This window comes from Paenibacillus sp. Y930, from assembly GCF_056786375.1.
On record NZ_JBXCIX010000008.1, the window covers coordinates 44,221 to 69,904 of the forward strand.

The following is a 25,684-nucleotide window of genomic DNA, read 5'->3' on the forward strand; positions in this document are numbered from 1 at the left end:
TGGAGAAAATTTTCGAAAGGTGGAAGCGCAAGTGTACGTTATTGGTACATGCGAACCGCACTTTCAAAAATTAGCTTCATATTCGATGCCGAGTACGCCACGTCAGCATAACATCGTTATCAAAGTCCGCTATTTTGAACTTCCTCTCTCTCCATTATAGACCATCCTACTAATTAGGAACAGTCTATCGGCAACCATACCGTAAATGTCGTCCCTTTACCTTCCAGTGTTGCCACTTCTACACTACCTTGATGTTCATCTAGTATCCATTTCGCAATTGCCAATCCTAGTCCAGTACCAACCGTTACCCCTCGAGATACGTCAGCGCGATAGAAACGGTCAAATATATGGGGTACTTGATCAGGGTTCATTCCGATACCATTATCCTCTATTACCCAGGCGATATGATTCTCAGTTCGTCTAACGGAAAATTTCACATCACCAACAGGAGTATATTTGAATGCATTTTCAATAAAGACAAACAATAATTGCTGCAAATAATCCTCACTACCATAAATATAAACATCCTTTAATTCAGAAAGAGCACCGACTTCCCAATTGGCTGATCGAGGCAATAATTGCGCTCGACGAACAACAGCTTCGGTCAAGTTTAAAATATTGACTTGTTCTCTCTCCATTATATAACCTGCATCGGCACGAGCGAGAGCGAGCAAGTCATTAACAAGCGTTGACATTCGCTTAGCCTCCGCAGAAATATCCGTAATTGCCTCATGCGATAACTCAAAATGAGTACCACTAATATTTATATGCTCTAACTGCTCACTAATCGCTCCACTTTGTCGCTTCGTCTGCTTCCACATTTTATCGAGCAGATCGATATTACCACGAATTGTTGTAAGTGGCGTACGAAGCTCATGTGATGCATCAGACACAAAGCGACGCTGCGCCATATAAGCTTCATCTAGTTCGTTATAAGCCTTCTCCAAGCGAGACAGCATCATATTCAGCGTAGTAACAAGCGTACCAATTTCATCCTTCACCGGTGGCATCGGTATCCGTACACTTAGATCAGCACCATTCTCGATCTGCTGTGTGGCATTAATAACATTTTCAATAGGACGCAATGCTTTTCTCGCAATAATTAAGCCAATCGTAAATGCAATAAGTACGACGATGATTGAAGAGAATAGCAATGTATTACGTAAACCTGTTAAAAATTGATCTTCGTAATATGGAATCGCTCCAACTTGCAGCAAACCAACTAATACTCCATTGGTCGCAAGCGGACGTTGATACGTAATCATCCGATATTTTTTATGATCCAGCTCGACCATTACTTCGACAAAACCATCCTGTAACGAAGGTGAAGCATCAGGATATGGTATAACAATATTTTGTTCATTTAAATTCGAAGACTGTCTATAATTACCTTCGTGATAATTAATTAGCTGGACATACATATTTTTGCCTTCAATTCGCGATTGACGGTCAATATTAAGATCAAGTTTGTCGAACATTAATGTCCCCGTAATAACTAATCGTTCACTTTCCGCCTTTACAGACTCTTTAAGCTCAGCGTACGTATTCCAGTTAATAAATACATAGACGATAACTCCGAAAATAATTAATGCTCCTGTAAGTAATCCTGAATACCAAAGTGTTAATCTAATTCGTAGTGACAATGCTTTAACCTACCTCTCCTCTAAGCACGTAACCCGTTCCTCGAACCGTAATAATAATACGACTATGCCCGCCTTCCTCTAGCTTTTGGCGTAGCATTGCAATATATACTTCAAGAACGTTAGATTCCCCACTGAAATCATAGCCCCATATTTTTTCCATAATTACATCTCTCGTTAATACCCGCTTCGGATTTTGCATAAATAATAATAGCAGGTCATATTCCTTAGAAGTTAATTCGATTCTTCGTCCAGCACGAATCGCTTCTCTCGCATCTATATCAAGCACTAGATCCTCGTAAGTTAATACAGTTTCTGCTTTGTCCTGCTTGTCCACTTTCCTACGGAATAATGCTCTAGCTCTTGCCAATAATTCCTCTAGCGCAAAGGGCTTTACAACATAATCGTCAGCCCCTAGATCCAATCCCTTCACACGATCGCTCACTTCATCTTTAGCTGTAAGCATTAGAATCGGCACTTGACTACCACTTTCACGAATGCGCCTACATACTTCCATGCCATCGATATAAGGCATCATCACATCCAATATAACGAGATCAGGTTCTTTGATCATAAAGCTTTTCAAGCCATCTGCACCGTTGTTAGCAATCGTTATTTCATATCCTTCAAAAGCGAGTGAACGCCTTAACATCGACGTTATTTTATCGTCGTCATCGATTACTAATATATGTTGTCTCATATGTACAACCTCCGAATTCTAGTAACAAAGACGCAGAGAACTATCCCCCGCGTCTTTATTTCATTTATATATTATTTTAAGCCAAATTCGTTTTTATCGCCAATCATGACGGAAAGCGTCATATTTTTATTGTTACGAATAATTTGCAGCTCGATCGATGTACCAACCTCTTTATTCTTAATATAATCTATAAGCGCTTGCGTCGTCTTAATCGATTCATTGTCTATACCAATAATAACGTCGAATTGCTTCAGGTCACCGACATAGGCAGGAGAATTATAGTAGACACTTCTTACGATCGTACCTTCAGTGCTAGACAATCCTAGTTCTTCGGAGATTACTTCTGTTATATCCTGTAACTCAGCACCGATAAATGGCGCAGCTGCTTTCGGTATTGCCTTATTGTTTTTCAAGGAATCTAACACTTCATTAATCGTTGAAGTCGGAATAGCAAAGCCTATCCCTTGTGCTGTAGAGCTTACCGCAGTGTTAATTCCAATAACCTCACCATTTAAGTTAAGCAATGGACCACCAGAGTTACCTGGATTGATCGATGCGTCCGTTTGTAATAAATTCTCATAGTTACGAGTACCTTCTGTGTCAGATATATCAATCGGACGTTCTTTCGCACTCAACACCCCAACCGTTAATGTATGATCAAAGCCATAAGGGTTACCAATGGCTACAACCCAGTCACCGATTTTAATATCTTCCGAGCTACCTAATGCTAAAGTAGGAAATGGTTCATCGCCTGTTACTTTCAAGACAGCAAGGTCTAGCTCATAGCTGGAACCCAAAAGCTCTGCAACAAGTGGTTTGTCATGGCCTTCAACAACGACACGGATTTCATCAGCGTCTCCAATAACATGCTGATTCGTTAAAATATAACCTGTTTCATCAAAGAAGAATCCAGTTCCCATACCTGTTTGTTCCATTTCACCGCTTGAGCTAATATCTCCGCTATTAGATTTCGGTATGCTATCACCGAAAAACTGTCTAAAGAATGGATCATCGAGTAAAGAGCTTGAGCCGCCACGACCCGATGAATATGATGCATAGGTCTCAATCTTCACTACAGCCGGGCTAGCTGATTGGAACAACGATGCAATATTAGTAGGACGGTCTTCCATTACATTGCTAGATGATACTGAACTTCCTTTTTCTGTAACAGCTGTTTTCAATGATTCGTTTGAACCATTTTTTAGCGTTGATGATTGCGTTGATACCGGTGAATCAGTAGAGAACCAATTTTGTACATCTGCTGTATACATTAATAGACCCACTGCAATGACGCCTGCCATAAAGGACAGGAAAACCTTGCCGAAACCACTCGATTGTTTCTTCTCTTTACCTGTACCAGAAGCATCATTACCTCCGCCTTGCGATATTGTAAACGGACGATAATTCGGTGGTACTTGATCTAGTTCATTATATGCTGGTGTTGTTGCCTGATTGCCATATACAGGCTGCTGATAAGGCGATGGTGCTGTTGGTTGCATCGTAGTATTTGGTCGAGCATTACCGTAAGTATAATAATGCCTTGCATCATCGCTATTCGAATTTGGAGATTGACCGTATATTTGCTGTTGCTGCTGTGATTGCCCTCTTTGCTGCTCATTCACATTATAGCTGGACTCTGCATCTCCATTATTGATCTCAGCTTTGTCGTTACTTTCCGATGCATTAGAGTTTCCTCCGTTTTTGAAAAAGTCATCATAATTGTTTTTATTGTTATTATCCATTGTGTACTCCTCCTCGATCTATTCATATACTTCTGAATATAAGGTGATTACTCTAGCCTTGTTACGAAGTATACTTTATATGAATTTCATTTCCTATTGTTTCGATATCTCTATTTTGCACAATCTTCCTTAAAGCAAGCTTAAAAAAACATGAATTTCAAATAATTTTGAATATGCAAATTTCGTTTTCATTGTATTTTGATGTACACTATTTTTGGTACTACTTAGTTCATTCACCAACTTAATAAAACAAAAGTGGCACTACAGACGGGACTTTCGAGTTACTATGGCGCTGTAACGCCAAATTTGGCACTACAGACGGGTCTTTCGAGATACTAGGTCTCTCTTATCTTGGTACCTAAGTAGTGATCTATTTTTTACTATGCTCTCATATGAAACTTCAAATTGATAGAATAAACGAAAAAAAACGCGAATATCCGCGGGAGGTTTTAATAATCGAACATGCTATTTGGTAATTTCGTTGACATATCTGAAGTTGTTAATCCATTGTGTTTCCACTATTTCTTCAGTATTTATATCAATAATCTGAATTTCAATAGTATTATTGTTCGTTATTTCATCTTGTAGTTGTTTGGGTTCGGCTATAACTTCTATTATTTCTATGTTATCACCGCCTTGATATGTTTCACTCGGTTTTAATTGGATACCCGGTCCTCCCATTATTTTATAAGATGAATACTCATCTCTATCTAAATATTGTTGTATCATATCTCCGTAAAAAACATAGTTAAAATAAAATGGACCTATAAATTCGTTAGATGAATTTTTAAGACGATACTCAAAACTCATTAAAGTTCCTTCATTATGTTCAACCAATGTAACAATAGTGTTTTCCTTAACAATCATACTATTGCTATTATTGTCGTTTTCTTTAGAGCATCCAACTAATGCTATTGCCATAAATAATACTATACCAATTTTTCTTAACATATGGTCCCCCTTTTTAAAGTTTAGACCAACAGTTAGAATAACATTCTAACCGTTGGTCTATGTATCGATTTATTACGTTACTTTGTTTTTATTCAACACCTAGCTACCCATAGTTCCGAGAACTAATTGCTAGTGGTATGCGTTCGTTTTTGTCCTCGAATTTATACCGCTATTCCCATTACGATAAATCCGAGGACAACGGCGATTGGAACAGTAATTTTTCTCGGAGCTAGCGATTAGCCCAACCTTTACGATGAGCAAGTACTGCTAATTGCGTACGATCATCAAGTTCACATTTCATCAACAAATTACTAACATGAGTTTTGACCGTCTTAATACTAATATGAAGCTCTTCAGCGATTTCTTTATTGGACATGCCATCAGCGACGAGTAGCAGTACTTCTCGTTCTCGTTCAGTAAAGCTTTCATCCCCCTGCTGACTACGTTGGACGCGCAAGCCTCTTGTCAAAGACTGTGAAACCTCCGTTGTCATGACAGGCATCCCTTTAAACGCTCCCTTCAAAGCAAAGATTAGCTCTTCCGCAGAAACGGTTTTCAACACATAGCTAATTGCTCCTGCTTCAATCGATTGATATACTTTATCATCTTCCAGAAAGCTTGTCAGCATCACTATTTTCATAGCAGGGTATTGACTGACAATACTGCGCGTTGCATCAATTCCATTCATTACGGGCATCATCAAATCCATTAAAATTAGATCCGGATGCTCTGCCTCATCTAGGGAATTGAGAAATTGTAGCGCTGCTTGCCCATCACTACATTCTGCGATAACTGAAAAACTAGGCTCTAGCATCAAATATGTTTTCAAGCCTAATCGCACCATATCATGGTCATCGACGATCATTATTTTCACTTGCTCATCTCCACTCATGACTGTAACTCCTTCTCTTTCAGCTTAGGTATCGTTACTTTGACAATTGTACCTCTACCTTCTTTACTAATAATTTCAGTTAGGCCACTCAGCTTCTGCGCTCGCTCTTGCATTGTCGATAGCCCATATGATTTTCTCGATAAAGCTTCATGCTTAAAGCCGATTCCATCATCCTGTAACGTCATAATAACTTGACTATCCGTCTCATATAATGTTAATTGACAGGTCTCTGTTAGAGAATGTTTTACAATATTGGCCATTGCCTCTTGAATAATGAGAAACAGCTGATGCTCCTTCGCTTCAGACAAAGGCTCCTCGATTCGATATTCTAGCTTACCTTGTATATTATTTTGCCGACAGTAATCAGGATACCAATGTGTTAATGCACCTTGCAAGCTGCGATTTTCTAACTCCATCGGTCTTAAATGTGCGATAAATTTCCGCATCTGCTGCTGAGCGGTACTCGACATCGTAACAAGCTGTAGCATGACTTGGTCCGCTTGCTCCGGATTGACCTCGCGTAATTTTGTAATGGATGATGCACACATATGAATGGCAAATAATTGCTGACTTACACTATCATGCAGATCACGAGCAAGCCGCTTACGCTCTTCCAGCACAGCAGACTCGATCGAGTCAGATTCCTGCAGTACGCGCGCTTCACCTAATACTTGCAAATACGATAGCTTTTGCTCCGTCTGTTCAAGAAACTCATTAAACGGTTCAAACAGTTCGGTTAGCGGATCATCATTATTATAATGCACCCTTGCACCATAATCACCGTTAACTGCATTTTTGATCGCATATTCTAATCGTTCCAAACTATTACGTTCTTTTCTAGTAATAAAATGAGCAAGAACGGCACTATAAAGTACCGTTATTACAACTGTTATAAGCCAAAGGGAAATCGTATGATAATATGGCTCTAACAATATATAAAGTCCCAGCCCGATCACTGTAGAACTAATCGACAGTAGCAAAACGCGATTAGCAAGCGAAAATGCTTTAACTTTATTCAGCTTAATAGAAGCCATAGCTTACCCTACTTTCTTCACCTTTACATCACCAATAAATGTTGAGACGACAATCACTACTTTTCGCTCACATTCATTGAAATGACTGCTTTGCTGATTCATTTGCGACGACATAATTCCACCTTCGCGTTGATCTAGAAATTTACTCTCACCGATAAATGCATTCATCTGTACTCTAACCCCAACCGTAACATCATTCGGTATAAATACTTTAATATCACCGATAAATGCTGAAATAATAATCCGAGTTTCTCCGTACGGAATTTGTGCCTTTGTCAGATCAATGGTTGTATCTCCAATAAATGCTGATAAATTCATTGGTTTAAGCTCCCAGTGCTGCTTGCCAAAGTGAAAATCACCAATAAACGTAGACTTATTTATTTTGTGATCACCGAATTCATCAAATGTATGGTCGTATGAATGATCATGTCCAAAGTTTTTCCATTTGGAACGGGATGAAGATGGTGGCGACTCCTCATAGGTTGGTCCGTTCTGAGATGAATATCTGTCATCTTCATATTCTGTGCCCTTCATTGTTGGATCTTCATGTAAAGGTGGCGGTGGCTGCATATTCGGATTGTATTTATTCCAGGTGGAATCGCTCTGCTCCTCATGCTTACGATTATTCGTAATCATTTTCACACCATAATATATAACCATAACGCCTATTAAAATAGTAATGATCCTACCAAGTCCAAAATGGATAAAACCAAGCTGTTTCCCCAGAAACCAGCTACCGACCACAATAATAATTAGTCCAACACCGTATTTATCAAAAAATGAGCGTTTCATTGTACATCCATCCTCTCGTCGTTCTTATATATGTAGTATAGCTAAATTTAACAATTCCACACAGCGTCGATAGATTGAAATTGTTCTCGGTCTAGAGACTGAGAGCGGGAATTCGAAGTTGCTACAGAGTTGTTTGACGCAACTTTATTCAATACGAAAAAGCAATCGCAAAATAGCTCACGAGTGCTTATTGATCTTAATCTATTTTGCGATGCAGACTCAACTAGCTCTACTTCTTCTAAAATTAGCTTGTTTTCACTTAGAAAGGCTTCGTAAGCATTAATATAATTATTACTATAAATATTACATTTTCAATATGTTCATAAAAGAATAGCTTTTTGGATAATGTATAATACTGCTTGGGAATTTCTTCACCTATATGTTCCTTCAACAATTGTTTAATCGGACGCGACCTTGGTGATAATACCAACGGACCGAACGCTAAAGCGACCAAAAATAGTACTAAGCTCACGACATACCATCCCCCTGTAAATAAATAAGGTCGTAATATGCCCATCCATAATCCCGTAATTAATAGCAACGTTCCACCAATCATAACAATAATATGGATACGATGCCGAATAGAATAAGCATGCTTCAATTCGCTCATTGTATTAGACTTCGATACGATTAAAGTCAATATAAACCCTGGCCCCATACTCGAAATCGCTGAAAATACATGTACAAATACTAGCGCACCATATAGCGTCATAATTTACACTCCGTTCTACGTTCACCGATAGCATCAAACTTATTATGTAATATTTTATTACCGAAAACATTTAGTCTAACTATTATTATAATTATAGCTTATATTTTCCACTGTAATATGTACAATATAAGTACTTTTCTTGTTGCTACAAATAATTCATACTTTGACCAATAATATCGAATAGCAAAAAAGAGAGGCTTTTCAGCCTCTCCTTCTTGTACATTATATTATCTAACCTAATTTTTGTTCTTTTTGTTGTTTTGTTTAGATAAAGAATTTTGGTTCTTAATCTCGTTAACATTAATCTCTTGTGAGAACTCAGTATCTTGAGTCATACTTTGTGGAGTGCCTTGTGGAATGTTACTTTTTGCAAATTGTTTATTTTTATTGTTAGCCATCGGTAATCACCTCCCTAGACTAGTATGAGCAATTGGCATTTTCATATGCATCATTTTAATCGCCTTTATTTGGGAGGTAAGGGAATCGTTTCAACAAATATATTGCTGTAATAACTGACCTTGTACTTTAATATATCCAAGCTTAGCTAAATGCTTAATCAATCGTTCAGTCTTATCGACTCCAGCATGAACCAATAATACTTGTAACGGCTGTAGCTCTAGCAACATTTTTTGAACATCAGGCAATCCTTGATGCACTTTATATCGGCAGGAGACAATTTCACATCCCGCTCCAGCAAATAGATGAGCATCCTCACTCAGATGACCTGTAAATACAATCGCATGTTTTGAACTTTTGCTTAACCACTTTCCGTAGCTACGTGCTGGCTCAGCAAGCATCATCCCGTCGGTTGACAAAATAATATGTGGCTCACCTTTAAGTAACAGTCTACGCTCTGCTTCTCCTGCAATATGTTGTACCTTACAAAGCGCTTCATCAAGCTTGCTTAATGATTCACTACGCAACCACTGGTTCGAAGTCTCACACTGAATCAACCGCTCCCATTCATTAATCAAATTTAATTCCGCTGCAATAGGTAACTTTGGAAGTTGTTCGTTTATTTCCACAATAAGATCTAAGCCTCTACCAATTAAAGGTACTGGGAGTAACACATGCCCTCCTCGTTGATGTACAATATCTAGCTTTTCAATTAGCTGTGCCACATGGTAAGACTGATCCTCTGCTGCATCACCATACGCAGCATCTACAATCGCTATATCAATTTGTTGTCCATTCAATAACGACTGATCTGGCATCGTTGACTGTAATAAGGATGACTCTGAGCTATAATCGCCTGAATAAAAAACTAAACTACCTTCAAGCTCAAGTAGCAACCAAACTGCACCAGGTAAATGTCCACTTGGTCCAAAGCAAAGTCGTAGCCCTGGCAAAATCGACACCCAACCATCCTCTTGTAATTCATCATCAATAAAGCGATAGTGTAGTTTTTTCCAATCCGCTACTTCATAAGGCATTTCCTTACCATGCGACTGTACGTAAGAGCGCCAAGCACGAGCATACGCTGGCAATTGCCGGTAAGTTTCTTTCGTTAACCAAATATCCCCTTTATACCCATACTGTAATAGTAGAGGTAGAGCCGCCATATGATCTTCATGCGCATGTGAAAGAAATACGGCGTTCAATGAACGCACTTGTTCTGCTACGATTCGCGGATATACGCCACCATATTCCTTCTTGCCACCACAATCAAGTAATATCGATAGTTCATCGCCCTCTACCAGGTAACAAGACCTTCCGTGCTCACCTGCTCCTCCCCATACATCCACTTTAAGATGTTGTTGCATAAATCTCCTCACTTTCTGTCCGCACCTAGATGATTCATTACAACCAGTACTAAAGTTGTCAAACCGACGGAGACAACTGCCATAGCCATCCCTAATGACACCTCGCCCTGCTCAAACTGACCGAATATATACGTAGCAGTCACCTGCATAGAAGGTGGCAGTACCATTAATGAAGCCACTAGCTCACGGGCTGAGATCGTAAAAGTCATCATCCAACCTGCCAAAATACCAGGAACGAGTAAAGGCAATATAACTCTCCGAAAAATGTAAAATGGTTGACCCCCAAACACTCTTCCTGCCTGTAATAAACTACTATCAATCTGCCCCGCCGATGCTTTTACATATTGCACGGAGTAAGGTAAAAAGAACACTACATAGGTGAGAACAACCATTGAGTATGTGTTATAAATTGAAATTGGCATCCAAGGTGCATTCCATAATAAAATTAATCCAACTACGATAACAATGCCAGGAACGGTGTTCGGTAGAAGGCTCAACATATCTAGACCACGCTGAGACCAACGCTTTAAGCTTCCCATCTGCAATACTAGAAAAGTACCGATAAGAACAGCAACCGTTGCAGCTATAGCAGCCAGTCCCATACTATTGATTAATGCTTGCCAGCCCTTTGAACCTGGACGGAGTAGCTCCATATAATGTTCCAGAGATATATTAGTCCAGGCGAGACCATTACCTCTCAACTTTTGCAATGAAGTAACGATAATCGAGAAATAAGGAATCCCAATAGAAAATAGTAATAATAAACCAATATAACCCCAGCCAAAAATCGATCGCCAGCCACGCAAAGGCAACATCCGAGTGCGCATACCTTTCCCGCTTAGCGTTTTATATTGATACTTTTGACTAATAACATTCTGTACATACCAAAATATTAGACAAGCTCCAAGTAAAATGGACGCTAATGACGTAGCTTTACCAAAATCTATTGGCCAGCTTGAAGTAAACCGATGAATCTCACTAGTTAATACGTAATAGCCAATTTGTCGCCCAAATGTCGCAGGTGTTCCAAATTCAGCAATGGTCTTAACAAACACAAGTAAAGCTCCCATAGCATAACTGCCTAACAATAACGGAAATATGACTCGTCGTAACAAATAAAACATATTGCCACCATGAACACTCCCTGCTTCCTCCAACGAGCCTCCTATGCGCATAAGTGAATTGCGCAAAATGAGATACAGGAAAGGAAACAAATGCAGGCTCATAATGGCGACCATCCCGAGCAAGCTAAAAAAGTGGGGAGTTATCCACGCGACAGCGGGAAACAACTGTTCTGCAAAGCCGCGTCGCTGCATGAAGAGTATCCATCCCATTGAGCCGATATAGGGTGGTGTCATGAAAGGAATAATAAGAACTACGTCAAGCCAAGCGTGACGACCAATTGACGTTCTAGCTGACAAAAAAGCCATTGGTAAAGCTAGCAATGTAGAGCCTAGAACGACCCATCCTCCGAGCACAATAGAGTTCCAAAAAATAGAGATAAGACCTGGATCAGACAACACTTTTAACGGAGCGAACGCATCAAATGTGTCATTAGGAAACACGCTGTGCAGTAATACCATTGTTAATGGAACTGCCACTAACAATGTAAGCAATAACAGCCCCACTAGCATTCTCCACGAGGAAGCGGGGAGCCGTAGCCCCCCGCGAAATAAGTTATTCATAACTTATTTGAATAGCTCCAGAAATTGTGCGCTAATTGTTTCGCCTTGTTCGCTCATCCAGTTCCAGTCATAGTTCAATAGCTTAATGTCTTCAATATTCGTTCTATTCTCCGCTTTGATATCAGCTCTTCCTGGCAGTAAATATGCACCAGTAACAAGTGCTTGTGCTTCATCAGATAGAAGGTAATCAATGAACAAACGAGCATTTTCAACATTTGGTGAAGTTTTCATAATCATTGCTGCACGAGGATTAATAACTGTTCCACTGTCAGGGTAAACAATATCAACCGGTTCACCTTTTGCTTTCGCGCTATATGCCATGTAGTCAACACCAGCCATTACCGCACTTTTAGCTCCGGTAATAACTGGATCCAAGGCTTCCTTATTAGCACCAGCCATCGCTACGCCATTTGCCTTCAAATCTTCGAATAAGCTCCAATCATTTTCACCCTTATCATTCAGGTAACCAGAAATAAAATCAAGGGCAGAACCTGACAATGAAGGATCAGGAATATTAACTAGTCCCTTCCATTTGGGATCTGTCAAATCAGACCAATCAGTAGGGATCTCTGTAACTAATTTAGTATTGTAAGTTATGCCTAGTGCTGAAGCGCTATATCCGAACAAATGGTAATCGGAATCTACCCAACCAGACTGTAACTTATCAGCATTTTCTGCATCAGGATAGCCTTGTACCCAACCATCTGCTTTCATAGACATAGCAGTTGGCCAAGATGCTACGACTACAATATCTGCTATCGGATTGCTTTTCTCCGCTTCCAATCTGCCCAACACTTTACCAGTTGTACCGTCAAATTGTTCAACTGTAATTCCGTATTTTGCTTCAAAGCCTTCTTTAATTTTTGTAGCTAGCCCTTCTGGACCAGCAGTATAAACGACAACTTTTCCAGATGGTGCTGGTGTAGCTCCCTTATTTTCAGATTGTTCAGTGGATTGAGTAACAGGGGGCTTCTCCGTTGCATTTGTACGATTGCTGTTCGTGTTGTTATTACTACCACAAGCTGTAAGTACACTACTCAAAATCAATAACATCGCGAGCGACCATTGCCAAGATACCAATCTCATTACATTGTTTTTCATTGCTTTCATCGGTTAATAACCTCCCTAAGTTTGCCTTGCTCTTTTACCATTGATATTTCATTTATAGATCGATACTTTTCTCCCAGCGTATGAATATGCTGCTCAGCCACAACTAACTGAATCTTTTGACCAAGAGTCATCCGTTCGTTATGATAAGCTGTCCAGATCGTATCATCTGCCAGCCTCACTGCTACCTCATAGCGATCACCGAAATATGAAACTCGAGTAACAATACCTTCAAATATACGATCACCAGATCTTGCTATCCAACGGACATTTTCAGGTCTCACCATTCGAATATTTGGCTCCACCCAATTGGAACGACCTACAAATTGAGCAACGAATGGATGAGTAGGTGCATGATAGATTTCCTCTGGCTTACCACGCTGAAGAACCTCTCCTTGCTTCATGACGATAATTGTATCTGACATCGACATAGCTTCCGTTTGATCATGCGTAACATAAATTGCAGTCAAACCTAATTTACGCACCATCTGAACAAGCTCTTCGCGCATTTCATCTCGAAGTAAGGCATCAAGTGCACTAAGTGGTTCATCAAACAGAATGAGTCTAGCGCGAGAAGCAATCGAACGAGCAAAGGCAACACGTTGTTGTTGACCTCCAGATAACTGATGTGGGTATCTCTTCTCGAACCCTTGCAAACGCACAGCTTCAATAGCTTCTGCCACTTGCTCTGCAACCTCCTTGCGTCGTCCCCGCGCCTTAGGTCCGAATGCAATATTTTCATATACTGTCATATGCGGCCACAGTGCAAAATCCTGAAATACCATTCCTAATTCCCTTTGCTGTGGTGGTAAATTGATACCGTTGGCGGCATCGCAAACGAGCTTACCCCCGATTCGTATCGCTCCACTGTCGGGGCCTTCTAACCCAGCAATCAACCGTAACAGCGTTGTTTTACCACAGCCCGATGGACCGAGTAATGTAGTAAAGGTTCCTGAAGCTATTTTCAAATTGAGCGGATGAAGCGCAGCCGTGCCATCAAATGTTTTGGTTACGCCACTTAATTCCACCTCCATGTCCTTCACTCCCATCTCGTCTTTTCTTGCTTGTCTACAGATTAATCTTTATTCATCAGCTGGATATCTTCGTAGTGTTAAGTGTTTATTAAATAAACTATTAGTATCTTTACATTCTCATAGAGATAATCTATACTCCGAGGTACAAAATCTTCTACTGGAGGCAATCCAACATGAATTTTATTAAATTAGATATTGTTGTACTACTTGATCAACATAAAAAAATAACCGCCGTCGCAGACGCACTGGGCGTCAAGCAACCGACGATTACCTTTCATATGAAAAGTCTAGAGGAGCAATATGGTGTACCACTCTTTGAAACATATGGCGGTAGATATAAACTCACTCGTGCTGGAAATGCATTACTTCATTATGCGCGGAAAATTAGAGCACTGGGACTTGAAGCAGGACGTATAATGGCTGAGCAACGCTCACCGGAGAAGGGAATATTTCATATTGGAGCAAGTTACGTAGCAGGTACCTATTTGCTTCCTGTGTGGATTCATCAATTTAGAGAAACATACCCTGAAGTAGAGGTTCGACTTACGATACGCACTGCACCTGTCATTCGCCAAATGTTAGCAGAGCGACAAATTGACATCGGCTTCATATCCGCTCAAAATGCCAACACTGAAGACGGACTGTATTACGAAGAAATTTGTGATGATAAGCTTGTCGTCGCCTTTTCTGCAGACCATCCACTTGCAAAAAAAGCTGATTTCGATCAAGCTGCAACATTACCTGAAGAGCTTGCAGCTTACCCTTTTCTACTACACGGTTCACAATCTACAACACGTGAAATGACCAATCATTGGGCGCAAACAAACAAAATTACATTAACTAACGGCATGGAGATGGATTCTTTAGAATCCATTAAACGTACGCTTATGCATGGTAACAATATAACTTTCATCTCCCATACCGCTATTCAAGAAGAAGTTGATTCGGGTAAGCTTGCTTGTAAGAATATTCATAAAGATTTCCCATCCCGCATGATCTTTGTCTGCTATAGTCCTGAGCGTTGGATATCTCCACAAATGAATGCTTTTCTGGAGATTGTTAGAGAGAAAAAGCCGATCTGACTAATAAGTCAGATCGGCCGCTTAATACATTATTATTGAGCTTTAGTAGCAATCTCTTGTTGTACAAGAGCAATAAACTCAGCAATTGGCATAGAACCAATATCACCCTCGCCACGCTTACGAATGGCTACAGTGCCTGCTTGCATCTCATTCTCACCGATAACAAGCATATACGGAGCTTTCTCTAGCTGCGCTTCACGAATCTTGTAGCCAAGCTTCTCATTACGAAGATCCTTCTCCACACGAATACCCGCTTCTAGCAATAGATCATTCACTTTCATTGCATACTCATCGTATACAGTAGATACAGGAATGATTTTAGCTTGAACTGGCGATAACCATAGTGGAAGCGCACCTGCAAAGTTTTCAATCAAGTATGCAGTCATACGTTCCATTGTACTAATAATACCACGATGAATAACGACTGGACGATGCTTCTTACCATCGTCACCGATATATTCAAGCTCAAAACGTTCAGGTAGTAAGAAGTCCAATTGTGCAGTAGACAATGTCTCCTCTTTACCAAGTGCAGTTTTGATCTGTACATCTAACTTAGGACCATAGAAAGCAGCTTCGCCTTCGGCTTCAAAGAATGGAAGCTCAAGTTCTTCAACAACTTCACGCAGCATACGTTGCGACATTTCCCACATCTCATCATTTTGGAAGTACTTCTCAGTATCCTTAGGATCACGATAAGATAGACGGAAACGATATTCTTTAATGCCGAAATCCTCGTAAACTTTACGAATTAAGTTAACAACGCGAGCAAACTCTTCTTTAATTTGATCAGGACGACAGAAGATATGAGCATCATTCAATGTCATCGCACGTACGCGATGAAGACCAGTTAGCGCGCCTGACATCTCATAACGGTGCATTGTACCCATCTCAGCAATTCGAACTGGAAGATCGCGATAAGAACGCATATCACTCTTATACACCATCATATGATGCGGACAGTTCATAGGACGAAGAACAAGCTCTTCATTATCCAGTTGCATTGGAGGGAACATATCTTCGCTGTAGTGGTCCCAGTGACCTGAAATTTTGTACAGCTCAACGTTCGCTAGTACTGGAGTATATACATGCTCATAGCCTAGACGTTCCTCTAGGTCAACGATATAACGCTCCATTGTTCTACGGATTTTGGAACCGTTCGGTAACCATAATGGTAGACCTTGACCAACTTCACGAGAGAATGTGAACATTTTCAACTCTTTACCAAGTTTACGGTGGTCACGTTTTTTCGCTTCCTCTAGGAAATGAAGATGCTCATCTAGTTCTGCTTTCTTAGCAAATGCAGTACCGTAAATACGTTGTAGCATTTTGTTCTTAGAATCTCCACGCCAGTAAGCACCTGCTACGCTAAGTAGCTTGAATGCTTTAATACGTCCTGTGCTTGGTAGATGCGGTCCACGACATAGATCGAAGAATTCACCTTGATCATACATTGTAATAACGGAGTCTTCTGGAAGATCGTTAATCAATTCTAATTTCAAATTATCTTGCAGCTCAGTAAATATAGCTAGCGCCTCTGCACGAGAAACTTCACGACGACGAATTGGCAAGTTTTCACCAGCAATGCGATTCATTTCTTTCTCAATTTTCACGAGATCCTCAGGAGTAAGTGATTGCTCCATATCAAGATCATAGTAGAAACCATCCTCAATAACTGGACCAATACCAAGCTTAATATCTGCATCTTTGTAAATGCGTTTGATCGCTTGCGCCATAAGGTGAGCTGTACTATGACGATATACTTCCAGACCATCCGCACTATCAACAGTAACAATTTCAACCGTCGCGTCAGCTTCAATCGGTGCATATACGTCTACGACTTTACCATTTACTTTACCTGCAATTGCATTTTTTTTCAGTCCAGAGCTAATCGATGCTGCAATATCTTCAGTAGTTGTTCCTACCGGATATTCACGTACAGCGCCATCTGGGAAAGTTACATTAATACTCATTACATACGACCTCCTAAAATTATTATGTTTGTCATGAATCTGCTTCTTGTCCTTAAAATAAAGCACAAAAAAAGCACACATCCCAAAAAGGGACGAGTGCTTGTCAGCTCGTGGTTCCACCCTACTTCAACTACATCAATTGCAGTCCTCGTAAAAATCTGATAACGGAGATATCCGGTATAACTTACTTCGTTCGTAAGAACGTTCTGCTATACAGCTAAGAAGTGGTACAGCTAAGTGCATCATGGAAGGAAATTTCAGCCTAGTTTCCTATCTCTGAGCCTGTGCGGCATAGTTGCTTGTCTTCGTCATTGCTATTGCTTATAAGTAGTAAGAACATCGCGAAATGTTCTTCGTATATTCAACATTATAAATATTACAATCCTTTTCGTCAAGGTGCGTACAACTTCAGTAGCTATTGGAACGGAATAATCTCTTCTTGATTACTACGACACATGGGGCATGTTGTGCATACTTGAGTACGATCACCGAAAATTGTCTTAACAGTACGAATAACTTGATAGTCATGATGCTTAGCATGAATCATAATTTTTTGCGGTGAAACAGATATTAATGAGCTAATTACAATATCTTCAATATTAATCTCAGTCTCCAGCATCTCAGCAACAATCCGATCATTCTCTTGCTTTATTTCTAAAGGCTGCATAGTATCATCACAGAGTATAAAGCTATTTCCATTTTGTTGCACTAAATGTACAATGTCTATCCGGGTCTCCTGAAGCTGTACAAAATATTTCAATAACATCATAAATTCTTCGTACTGCTGATCAAGTATATATTCATCCAGCGCATATTCGATAACTTCTTTCAATTCACGTTTGTAGCTATGCATTCGAAATGCAACATAACCATCGAGATGTAGCTCCGAATTAATCTCTAGATGTTGATTAAGCTCTTCAGCAATTTTATTAGCTCTACGTTGTCGGTCTTCCTCCGTAAATTTCTTTCCAAGTGGCTCCCAAGGGTCATTATTCAAAATATTATAAGCATATTGTTCAACCGTAGCAGGCTTAATATTGTTCTTCTCACAGCGTTGTTGGAGTAATAATCGGATCAGATTTTCCTCAAAGTGCTCAACAATAAAGCGACCTAATAATTTGGATACTAATTGATAAAGCATCGGTCCATGCAGCAATAGCTGAAACTGCGGCATTTGGGCAACAAATGTCAGCTTCTTACTTACCATATCTACCTCCAATTGGATTGGTAATGCGATAACTTGTTGTCGGTCGCGCTTCTTCCGTTGGTCAGTATTATGTATATAGGTCAACAGTTGCTCATTAATCTGGTGAATTAGCGGTTGCAAATGCTGCTCTCGATGACTGGGGAAGTAAATCGTTAGTATACTCAATATGATCACTCCTTTCTCCCCTAAAGTATATGGTCAGTGGACACTGTATATACAGGGAAGAGTTTGGCATACATACAATAAATTATATAAACCTTGTACGCATAAAAACAAAAAAAGCTGTACAGCCAGTAAACTTCACAGTTTACAAGCAATACAGCCCATACATTTCATAATATTGGTACAAACACTGTAACAAAACCCAGCAATGTGTACGGTACGAGTACACGAGCGGTCAAATGCCCGAAACTTTAAATATAGGTTCAAAAAGCGGGCTTTCAGAACCGAGAAGATGACGCGCTACTTGAGAAAGGCGGAAGCGCAAGTGTACGTTATTGGTACACGCGAACCGTACTTTCCAAGTTCGCTTCATATTCGATGTCGAATAACCTACGTTAGCATACGCATCGTTATCAAAGTCCGCTTATTGAACTTCCTCTACAGCAGCTGCTAGTGCTTGATCTAGGTCTGCGATCAGATCCTCCACATGCTCAATCCCAACAGAGAATCGCAGCAAGCGATCATCGACGCCAATCGCTTGACGGATTTCCAGTGGGATATCCGCATGAGTTTGCACAGCAGGGTATGTCATTAGCGACTCTACTCCACCAAGACTTTCTGCAAATGCAATCAACTTCACATGTCGTAGTATTGGAGCTACATAACGTGCATCCTTCACTTTGAATGAGAATATCCCAGTATTACCAGACGCTTGCTTATTCTGAATATCATGTCCAGGATGAGTTGCGAGAGCCGGATAGAACACCTCTGATATTGCAGGATGAGTGACCAAATGATTCGCAATGGCTGTCGCATTCGCTTGATGGCGTTCCATCCGCAATGCTAAAGTTTTCATCCCTCTAGCAAGTAAAAATGAATCCTGCGGTCCAAGTACGGCGCCTATGGAATTATGCAGAAAAGCCATCTCCGCTGACAATGCCTCGCCCTTCGTAATAATAAGACCTGCAAGCACATCATTATGACCACCCAAATACTTCGTCGCACTATGAATAACGATATCTGCACCAAGCTCGATCGGTCGTTGATAGTATGGCGTAAGTAATGTATTATCCACAATCGTAAGTAGACCGTTCGCCTTCGCCCAAGTCGTTACCTTCTCAATATCGGTCACCATCATTAATGGATTAGTTGGCGTTTCAATTAATACTGCTTTCGTATTAGTCAGTAGGCTGGATTGCAAATCATCTAAGCTATTCGTATCTACATAGGTTGCAGTTACACCAAAGCGAGACATAACACGCTCCAAAAGACGATATGTGCCACCATATAGATCAAGAGATACGATAAGATGATCACCTGAACTGAAATAAGCAAAGATTGTTTGAAGAGCTGCCATACCCGAGCTACAAGCAAAAGCCGCATCTCCAGATTCCAATTCCGCTACTGCTTCCTCTAATACGGAACGTGTAGGGCTTTTCGTTCTTGCATAATCAAAGCCAGTGCTTTCACCTAGCGCTGGATGACGAAATGCCGTTGCCTGATAAATGGGAAAGCTTACAGCTCCCGTTACTGTATCTTTTTGTGAACCAATTTGTGCCAAACGACTTTCGATTTTCATGAAATACTCGCCCCTATTCCTCTATATCCCTGCGCCTAATTCGTAAGGCGTAAGTTGGTAAACATAATAATTCAACCAATTTGAGTATAATAAATTAGCATGCGCTCTCCACGTAGAGATCGGTGTACGATCTGGGTTATCTCCCGGGAAATAGTTTTTCGGAACCTCTATCTCAAGACCTTTTTCTTTATCGCGATCATATTCGAATTTTAATGAAGCAGGATCATATTCAGAATGACCTGTTACGAAAATCTGCTTGCCTCCCTTGGAAGCAACAATATATATCCCGGAATCTTCCGATTCTGACCAAACTTCAAGATCTTCGATCTTTTCAATATCTTCACGACGCACTTCCGTATGACGTGATTGGGGCACGAAAAACATTTCATCAAATCCACGAAGCAGTGGAACATTGCGCGTACTTAATGTATGAGGATACACTCCGAACATTTTCTCATCAAGCTGATATTTGGGCACTCCGTAGTGATAATAAAGGCCAGCTTGTGCTGCCCAACAAATATGGAAAGTAGAAGTAACATGTATTTTACTCCAGTCCATAATTTGCGTTAACTCTTCCCAATAGTTCACTTCTTCAAAAGGTAGATTTTCTACAGGCGCACCAGTGATGATCATCCCATCAAAATATTGATGTTCAATCTCATCAAATGTTTTGTAAAAGCTTGTTAGATGGTCGGATGATGTATTCTTAGATGTATGAGTTTTGGGGTGTAACAACACAGCTTCAACCTGTAGTGGCGTATTACCAATCAAACGCAACAATTGAGTTTCAGTTGTTTCTTTGGTCGGCATCAAATTAAGGATCACAATTCGCAATGGTCGAATATCTTGTTTGTAGGCAATACTTTCATCCATCGTAAAAATATTCTCACTTGTTAAAACTTCCTTGGCCGGTAGAGAATCGGGAATCTTGATTGGCATAACACTCACTCCTCCAACTTTTCATGTCAGCTTGATATACTTCTTGCAATGAAAAGTACATCGAAAGCATAGTCCCAACTTTTCATGTCAGCTTGATATACTTCTTGCAATGAAAAGCACACCATTTTTGTCTAAACGGACGCAAAAAAAAGACCATTCTGTAATGAGAAAAGGCCTATATATCGGAACCTCTCTCTCATCTCCCAGAAACTAAAGCTTCCGCAAGAATTAGCACCGTGCATAACTGTCGGTTGCCGGGCTTCATAGGGCTTTTCCCTCCGCCTGCTCTTGATAAGAAAGTAGCATATTCAATTTTTACTATTACCAATACTTTATAGCATTATGAGAGTTACGTCAATAACCTGATATTCAATCATTTTTTATATTTTATAGCAAATTTATATTGTATGATTCGGACACATCAGAGTATACTAGACAAGGATTCATGGACTTTTCGAGTATAAAGCAATTTTATTATTAATGAGGCAAAGGAGTGTGTGGCTTAGATGGACGATGATCGACCAAGTCCCTGGCAATTTCATATTGGGATGCTACCATTAAAGCTTGCTAACGATTGTTGCTCTTCTCTATACCCACAGCTGCTTTGCTACTAAATATAGATGATGACATTGTAAGCAACCTCGTAATTTGTGTAGCTCCTCCAGACAGGAAGGAGAACTATTATGAAAATTAGACATGTTAAAAGCGGAAATTTTGATTTAATAAAAAATATTGAGGATACTTTAATACCTCCTAACGAAGGTTTCTACTGGATTGATGCAGATGTCGACGATCTTGTCGTCTTGCAGCCATTGTTCGGCATGCATGATCTTGCAGTAGAAGACTGTTTGAATGAAGAAGAGCAACGCCCGAAAATCGAAATTTATGAAAGTCATTATTTTATCGTAATCAATAGCCTTCGTTTCGATGATGAGGAATTTTTCCTGCGTGCCCTTAATATTTTCCTTGGTAAACATTTTATTATTACAGTAACGAAGCAAAAAATTAATGAGTTGCGTACGTTAAAGCCCATCCTTTGGGAGCAAGAAGTAACAAGACCCGATCAATTTCTTTATCACTTGGTCGATTTAGTTATTGATAATTATGCACTTGTTGGTGATCGTATTGAGCTTCGTATCGAGGTACTTGAAGAAGATATATTGATGCATACCAAAAAATCTCATTTGAATGAGATTATCGGCTTACGCAGTGAAATTCTGTGGTTGAAAAAAGTACTTGGTCCACAACGCGAGCTAATCGCTACTTTAATAAAAAAAGAACTTAAATTAATTGATGACCAACTACAAAAATATTTCAGTGACGTATATGAAAATGCATTGAAAATTGCTGAGTCTTTCGATACGTATCGCGATCTAATGGGTAACTTACGAGAGGCTTATCAATCCTCCCTATCTAGCAGAGCCAATGAAATTATGAGAGTATTTACTGCAATTACAACGATTTTCATGCCGCTAACTTTTATTACTGGTATATATGGAATGAACTTCGATTCAATCCCAGGCATTCACTTTAAATACGGCGCTTATGTCATATTAGGTATTATGATTACGCTCGGAATTGGGATGTACTTTATTTTCCGCAAAAAAGAATGGTTGTAAATACTACACTTTAGCCAACGACCTCCTTAAGTCTCTGATTACTTGTCTATCAGCTACTTAAGGAGGTTTTTGTTGTCATAAGTACAGCACCTATGCAATTACTTAAACATATGATTACGACTTTGAAAAAACTCATAAAAGAAACGTACATTTTCAAGTTCATACCATTGTGATGTTTTCAAGCTTGGCGCATCCATATTATAGATTTTCGCATCAAGAGTACCTAACATAAAGGGGGAATGGCTAGCAATGATAAACTGACAGTTAAAATATCTAGCTAGCTGATTAATTTCTTCACAAAGCTTAATCTGATTAGCAGGAGAAAGTGATGTTTCAGGCTCATCGAGCAAATATAGTGCATCTGGTACTAAATATTGATCGAACATTTGCATAGAGGTTTCTCCATTAGAATATTTTTCATTGGCAAATTTCATAATTTCAATTCGTTTGTTCATTTGTGCTGATTGCTTTAATTGCTCTATCTGTTCCTTCGTATATCCTAGTTTAGAATGCTCATACAAATAACCCTCTCTTAAAACAGCTTCTTGTTGAATTTTTTTGATCTCATACAAAATATCTTCACTTTTCATATAAAGACTATCGTCAGGTATTAGCTGCTGATTATGAGCATTTCCATTATCAGTTAAGGAAAATGAGCATTCCGCCATAAAGTTGTTGTAATACTTATGATCGGATAAATGCTCACTTCCCTTCATATTCAATTTGTTAGCTATCAAATTAAGTAAGGTAGACTTACCTGATCCATTATTTCCATAAATCACCGTTATTTTATCAAATATAAATACTTCACCAGCGTTATTGTTAAACACACGATAGGGGTAAACATTTGGATTACGCTCGATTACGGAAGAAAGCTTGAAGCTGTTCAAATATATCATGTAAGAATCCCCTTTTATTTCAAAAGTTTTTTGCGTATTTTTGGCTTGTTCATGAGTAGATACCACTTTGTTTTGATAAGTATATTATCTGTGTAACTCTAAGTAGTGTCCACTTTTTATTCTAGGTGCAATTTCACAAAAAAATCGAAAAAAGGGATAGTTACTCAATTTTTTTTGCCCATTGAGCTTGTATTCGCTATAATAGAGGATAGCTCCATCGAGTTGAACTATTCGAGAAGGGGGATTGGCGAAAATTGAATATTAGTCAGCTAGAAACCTTACTTACAATTTCGAAAACGATGAGTTTTCGAAAAGCTGGTGAACTTTTGAATTTGACTCAGCCAGCTGTCTCGGCACAAATCAAAAGCTTAGAAGAAGAATTCAATACGATTTTGATTGATCGTAATCAACCCGTCACTTTAACTGAACATGGACAAGTATTTCTTGATCATGCTGAACGAATGCTCTCGATTGTTGATGACTTAAAACAAAGACTTTCAGATCTTAACGATAATCCGCAGGGTCATATTATTTTAGGTACAACAGCATCTATCGCAGTTCAAGTGTTACCTAGAGTACTATCCTATTTTAAAAATCAATACCCACTAATCAAAACAACCATTCATACGATGCCATCTTCCCAAGTTATGACTAGTGTAGATAATGGTAGCGTAGACATTGGTATTACTTACTTAACTGAAAAAAACACAAATATAACTTCCTCAATTCTTTATTATGATACATTTGAATTGATTGTATCCCCTGAAAATCCATTGAGCCAATACGATTTCATTACGATGGATCAGCTGCAGCATGTCCCATTGATTATGCTTGCACCTGATACTTTAGGAAGACGTTTCGTTGATCAAATATGTAAAGATTGCCGCCTGACTCCTAATATAATAATGGAATTGTCCAGTAGCGAAGAAGTTAAACGAATGGTTGAAATTAATCTCGGCGCTGCAATTGTATCTAAACTAGCAATTGAACAAGAACGTAAGTTAGGTACTATTAAAATAATTAGAGTAGAAGAGCTTGTTGCTACACATCCTGTAGGTGTAGTCTACAAATCAGGACGATATATTAATTCAGCGATGCAGCAATTTTTAAGCGATTTGAAGGGTATGCCAGAGTATCAATTTATGAATGCAGAGTAGATAGGGTAGTTCAATAAACAGCCTTTGATAACGATGAGGATGTACTTTTCAACTCAAGGAAGCATTACAAGAAGCAAATGAAAAGTTGTAGGAGGATTGCAAATGAGTACATTTGATAATAGCAGCCGTGTTAAATTCGATCTTCACACCCATCATAACCGTTGTGGGCATGCTGATGGAGTAATTGAGGATTATATTCAATCTGCAATCGCACAAGGCTTTCAAGCTGTTGGTATTTCAGATCATACGCCTTACTTCGCACACGATGATGATCAGCCATTCCCAGGTATTGCGATGGCTAGAAGCGAATTTAACAATTATATTACAGAGGTACAATCGTTAAAACAGAAATACGAAGGTCAAATTGATGTATTACTAGGGATCGAATCTGATTTCTTCCCACAACATACAACTGTGTATGAAACAGCCTTGAATGAAGTACCTTTCGACTATGTCATTGGCTCCGTGCACCAAGTAGCTGGAGTAAGTATCTTTAACAGAAATCGTTGGAAAAATTTAACCGATCAAGAAAAAATCGAGACGAAAGAGCTTTACTATGATCTTATTGCTCAATCTGCTCGCAGTGGACTATTCCAAATTCTTGGTCATATCGATGCTATGAAAGGCTACTATCCACCATTTTCTGATATCCCTGCTTATAATAAAATAGATGAAACATTGCAAGTCATCGCTGATTGTAATGTTTCAATTGAAATTAATACGTCAGGCAGCACCAAAGATGTTGGTGGCTGGTATCCTTCCGATGATATTTTGGCAAGGGCATATCATTATGGTGTGAAGGTAACGTTCGGTTCTGATGCTCATACTCCTAAGCGCATTGGTGATGATTTCGATGAAGTGGCAAACCGTTTAAAAGACATCGGCTATCGTAGCTGGGTTTACTATAAAAATCGTCAAGCTATTGAGGTAGCCTTATAATATTTTTGTAGCTAGCTCATATTGTTATGTTCTATAATATAATTTTTATCAATTACCTTTCTAACTTACAATATTGTTA

At 39.4% G+C, this 25,684-nt stretch carries 22 protein-coding genes, 1 riboswitch and 1 other annotated feature; of the genes, 4 read left to right on the plus strand and 18 right to left on the minus strand.

The features are described 5' to 3' along the window. Positions 1 to 173: 173 nt before the first annotated feature. From AC1TO5_RS18740 to AC1TO5_RS18800, 13 genes are all read right to left on the minus strand, one after another. A complete protein-coding gene (locus AC1TO5_RS18740; protein WP_482064371.1) occupies positions 174 to 1,643 on the minus strand; it encodes a sensor histidine kinase in 1,470 nt (489 codons plus the stop codon). A 4-nt stretch (positions 1,644 to 1,647) separates the two neighbouring features. Beyond that, positions 1,648 to 2,340, minus strand: coding sequence for a response regulator transcription factor (locus tag AC1TO5_RS18745; protein ID WP_482064372.1), 693 nt, complete (start codon positions 2,338 to 2,340; stop codon positions 1,648 to 1,650). A 71-nt stretch (positions 2,341 to 2,411) separates the two neighbouring features. Further along, positions 2,412 to 4,082 carry a S1C family serine protease gene (locus AC1TO5_RS18750; RefSeq protein ID WP_482064373.1) on the minus strand — a complete coding sequence of 557 codons (1,671 nt, stop codon included), beginning with the start codon at positions 4,080 to 4,082 and terminating at the stop codon, positions 2,412 to 2,414. A gap of 465 nt (positions 4,083 to 4,547) precedes the next feature. Then, positions 4,548 to 5,033 (minus strand): hypothetical protein, encoded by a 486-nt coding sequence (locus AC1TO5_RS18755; protein ID WP_482064374.1) that lies wholly within the window; start codon positions 5,031 to 5,033, stop codon positions 4,548 to 4,550. 229 nt (positions 5,034 to 5,262) lie between these two features. After that, positions 5,263 to 5,925, minus strand: a complete 663-nt coding sequence (locus tag AC1TO5_RS18760) for a response regulator (protein WP_482064375.1) — start codon at positions 5,923 to 5,925, stop codon at positions 5,263 to 5,265. Continuing rightward, entirely contained in the window at positions 5,922 to 6,959 is a 1,038-nt protein-coding gene (locus AC1TO5_RS18765; RefSeq protein ID WP_482064376.1) for a sensor histidine kinase, read from the minus strand. The genes AC1TO5_RS18760 and AC1TO5_RS18765 overlap by 4 nt, the downstream gene beginning before the upstream one ends. Before the next feature lie 3 nt (positions 6,960 to 6,962). After that, positions 6,963 to 7,751, minus strand: a complete 789-nt coding sequence (liaF, locus tag AC1TO5_RS18770) for a cell wall-active antibiotics response protein LiaF (RefSeq protein ID WP_482064377.1) — start codon at positions 7,749 to 7,751, stop codon at positions 6,963 to 6,965. 259 nt (positions 7,752 to 8,010) lie between these two features. Further along, the gene (locus AC1TO5_RS18775) at positions 8,011 to 8,463 is read right to left on the minus strand and encodes a DUF2269 family protein (RefSeq protein WP_482064378.1); all 453 of its coding nucleotides are present in this window, start codon (positions 8,461 to 8,463) and stop codon (positions 8,011 to 8,013) included. 236 nt (positions 8,464 to 8,699) lie between these two features. Continuing rightward, positions 8,700 to 8,861, minus strand: a complete 162-nt coding sequence (locus tag AC1TO5_RS18780; RefSeq protein WP_482064379.1) for a hypothetical protein — start codon at positions 8,859 to 8,861, stop codon at positions 8,700 to 8,702. 90 nt (positions 8,862 to 8,951) lie between these two features. Next, positions 8,952 to 10,226 carry an MBL fold metallo-hydrolase gene (locus AC1TO5_RS18785; protein WP_482064380.1) on the minus strand — a complete coding sequence of 425 codons (1,275 nt, stop codon included), beginning with the start codon at positions 10,224 to 10,226 and terminating at the stop codon, positions 8,952 to 8,954. Positions 10,227 to 10,234: 8 nt separating this feature from the next. Beyond that, a complete protein-coding gene (locus AC1TO5_RS18790; RefSeq protein WP_482064420.1) occupies positions 10,235 to 11,860 on the minus strand; it encodes an ABC transporter permease in 1,626 nt (541 codons plus the stop codon). Between the two features lie 54 nt (positions 11,861 to 11,914). Next, complete coding sequence (locus tag AC1TO5_RS18795) at positions 11,915 to 13,012, minus strand: ABC transporter substrate-binding protein (RefSeq protein WP_482064421.1); 1,098 nt, start codon at positions 13,010 to 13,012, stop codon at positions 11,915 to 11,917. 5 nt (positions 13,013 to 13,017) lie between these two features. After that, positions 13,018 to 14,052 (minus strand): ABC transporter ATP-binding protein, encoded by a 1,035-nt coding sequence (locus tag AC1TO5_RS18800; protein ID WP_482064381.1) that lies wholly within the window; start codon positions 14,050 to 14,052, stop codon positions 13,018 to 13,020. 173 nt (positions 14,053 to 14,225) lie between these two features. Here AC1TO5_RS18800 and AC1TO5_RS18805 point away from each other — a divergent pair, with 173 nt between their 5' ends. Further along, on the plus strand, positions 14,226 to 15,134 hold the full coding sequence (locus AC1TO5_RS18805) for a LysR family transcriptional regulator (protein ID WP_482064382.1): 909 nt from the start codon (positions 14,226 to 14,228) through the stop codon (positions 15,132 to 15,134). A 32-nt stretch (positions 15,135 to 15,166) separates the two neighbouring features. Here AC1TO5_RS18805 and thrS read toward each other — a convergent pair whose 3' ends face one another. The 4 genes from thrS to metA all read right to left on the minus strand — a co-directional run bounded on the left by thrS (position 15,167) and on the right by metA (position 20,991). Beyond that, the gene (gene thrS, locus AC1TO5_RS18810) at positions 15,167 to 17,104 is read right to left on the minus strand and encodes a threonine--tRNA ligase (RefSeq protein ID WP_482064383.1); all 1,938 of its coding nucleotides are present in this window, start codon (positions 17,102 to 17,104) and stop codon (positions 15,167 to 15,169) included. An 85-nt stretch (positions 17,105 to 17,189) separates the two neighbouring features. Continuing rightward, positions 17,190 to 17,425 (minus strand) — a binding site (T-box leader). Positions 17,426 to 17,519: 94 nt separating this feature from the next. After that, positions 17,520 to 18,476 (minus strand): sporulation protein YtxC, encoded by a 957-nt coding sequence (ytxC, locus tag AC1TO5_RS18815; protein ID WP_482064384.1) that lies wholly within the window; start codon positions 18,474 to 18,476, stop codon positions 17,520 to 17,522. A gap of 421 nt (positions 18,477 to 18,897) precedes the next feature. Further along, positions 18,898 to 20,052: a PLP-dependent transferase gene (locus AC1TO5_RS18820; RefSeq protein WP_482064385.1), complete on the minus strand. Its 1,155-nt coding sequence runs from the start codon at positions 20,050 to 20,052 to the stop codon at positions 18,898 to 18,900. A gap of 21 nt (positions 20,053 to 20,073) precedes the next feature. Next, a complete protein-coding gene (metA, locus tag AC1TO5_RS18825; RefSeq protein ID WP_482064386.1) occupies positions 20,074 to 20,991 on the minus strand; it encodes a homoserine O-acetyltransferase MetA in 918 nt (305 codons plus the stop codon). A 193-nt stretch (positions 20,992 to 21,184) separates the two neighbouring features. Beyond that, positions 21,185 to 21,289: riboswitch (SAM riboswitch) on the minus strand. Positions 21,290 to 21,674: 385 nt separating this feature from the next. On the opposite strand from metA, the gene corA reads away from it, so the two are divergent. Next, entirely contained in the window at positions 21,675 to 22,610 is a 936-nt protein-coding gene (gene corA, locus AC1TO5_RS18830; protein ID WP_482064387.1) for a magnesium/cobalt transporter CorA, read from the plus strand. 98 nt (positions 22,611 to 22,708) lie between these two features. On the opposite strand, the gene AC1TO5_RS18835 is transcribed toward corA, so the two are convergent. Then, entirely contained in the window at positions 22,709 to 23,509 is an 801-nt protein-coding gene (locus AC1TO5_RS18835; RefSeq protein WP_482064388.1) for an AAA family ATPase, read from the minus strand. Between the two features lie 254 nt (positions 23,510 to 23,763). Between AC1TO5_RS18835 and AC1TO5_RS18840 the strand changes: the two genes are divergently transcribed. Both AC1TO5_RS18840 and AC1TO5_RS18845 read left to right on the plus strand, forming a co-directional pair. Further along, complete coding sequence (locus AC1TO5_RS18840; RefSeq protein ID WP_482064389.1) at positions 23,764 to 24,666, plus strand: LysR family transcriptional regulator; 903 nt, start codon at positions 23,764 to 23,766, stop codon at positions 24,664 to 24,666. A 102-nt stretch (positions 24,667 to 24,768) separates the two neighbouring features. Continuing rightward, the gene (locus tag AC1TO5_RS18845; protein WP_482064390.1) at positions 24,769 to 25,605 is read left to right on the plus strand and encodes a histidinol-phosphatase; all 837 of its coding nucleotides are present in this window, start codon (positions 24,769 to 24,771) and stop codon (positions 25,603 to 25,605) included. The last annotated feature ends 79 nt before the right edge of the window (positions 25,606 to 25,684 follow it).

Bases quoted from the DNA above. Each gene is read 5' to 3' on its own strand.
- AC1TO5_RS18760 (WP_482064375.1), bottom strand. From the start codon at position 5,925: ATGAGTGGAGATGAGCAAGTGAAAATAATGATCGTCGATGACCATGAT.
- AC1TO5_RS18820 (WP_482064385.1), bottom strand. From the start codon at position 20,052: ATGAAAATCGAAAGTCGTTTGGCACAAATTGGTTCACAAAAAGATACA.
- AC1TO5_RS18745 (WP_482064372.1), bottom strand. From the start codon at position 2,340: ATGAGACAACATATATTAGTAATCGATGACGACGATAAAATAACGTCG.
- AC1TO5_RS18845 (WP_482064390.1), top strand. From the start codon at position 24,769: ATGAGTACATTTGATAATAGCAGCCGTGTTAAATTCGATCTTCACACC.
- AC1TO5_RS18785 (WP_482064380.1), bottom strand. From the start codon at position 10,226: ATGCAACAACATCTTAAAGTGGATGTATGGGGAGGAGCAGGTGAGCAC.
- AC1TO5_RS18835 (WP_482064388.1), bottom strand. From the start codon at position 23,509: ATGATATATTTGAACAGCTTCAAGCTTTCTTCCGTAATCGAGCGTAAT.
- AC1TO5_RS18790 (WP_482064420.1), bottom strand. From the start codon at position 11,860: ATGCTAGTGGGGCTGTTATTGCTTACATTGTTAGTGGCAGTTCCATTA.
- corA (WP_482064387.1), top strand. From the start codon at position 21,675: ATGAAAATTAGACATGTTAAAAGCGGAAATTTTGATTTAATAAAAAAT.
- AC1TO5_RS18795 (WP_482064421.1), bottom strand. From the start codon at position 13,012: ATGAAAAACAATGTAATGAGATTGGTATCTTGGCAATGGTCGCTCGCG.
- AC1TO5_RS18780 (WP_482064379.1), bottom strand. From the start codon at position 8,861: ATGGCTAACAATAAAAATAAACAATTTGCAAAAAGTAACATTCCACAA.
- AC1TO5_RS18750 (WP_482064373.1), bottom strand. From the start codon at position 4,082: ATGGATAATAACAATAAAAACAATTATGATGACTTTTTCAAAAACGGA.
- liaF (WP_482064377.1), bottom strand. From the start codon at position 7,751: ATGAAACGCTCATTTTTTGATAAATACGGTGTTGGACTAATTATTATT.
- AC1TO5_RS18775 (WP_482064378.1), bottom strand. From the start codon at position 8,463: ATGACGCTATATGGTGCGCTAGTATTTGTACATGTATTTTCAGCGATT.
- AC1TO5_RS18800 (WP_482064381.1), bottom strand. From the start codon at position 14,052: ATGGAGGTGGAATTAAGTGGCGTAACCAAAACATTTGATGGCACGGCT.
- thrS (WP_482064383.1), bottom strand. From the start codon at position 17,104: ATGAGTATTAATGTAACTTTCCCAGATGGCGCTGTACGTGAATATCCG.
- AC1TO5_RS18805 (WP_482064382.1), top strand. From the start codon at position 14,226: ATGAATTTTATTAAATTAGATATTGTTGTACTACTTGATCAACATAAA.
- metA (WP_482064386.1), bottom strand. From the start codon at position 20,991: ATGCCAATCAAGATTCCCGATTCTCTACCGGCCAAGGAAGTTTTAACA.
- AC1TO5_RS18765 (WP_482064376.1), bottom strand. From the start codon at position 6,959: ATGGCTTCTATTAAGCTGAATAAAGTTAAAGCATTTTCGCTTGCTAAT.
- AC1TO5_RS18755 (WP_482064374.1), bottom strand. From the start codon at position 5,033: ATGTTAAGAAAAATTGGTATAGTATTATTTATGGCAATAGCATTAGTT.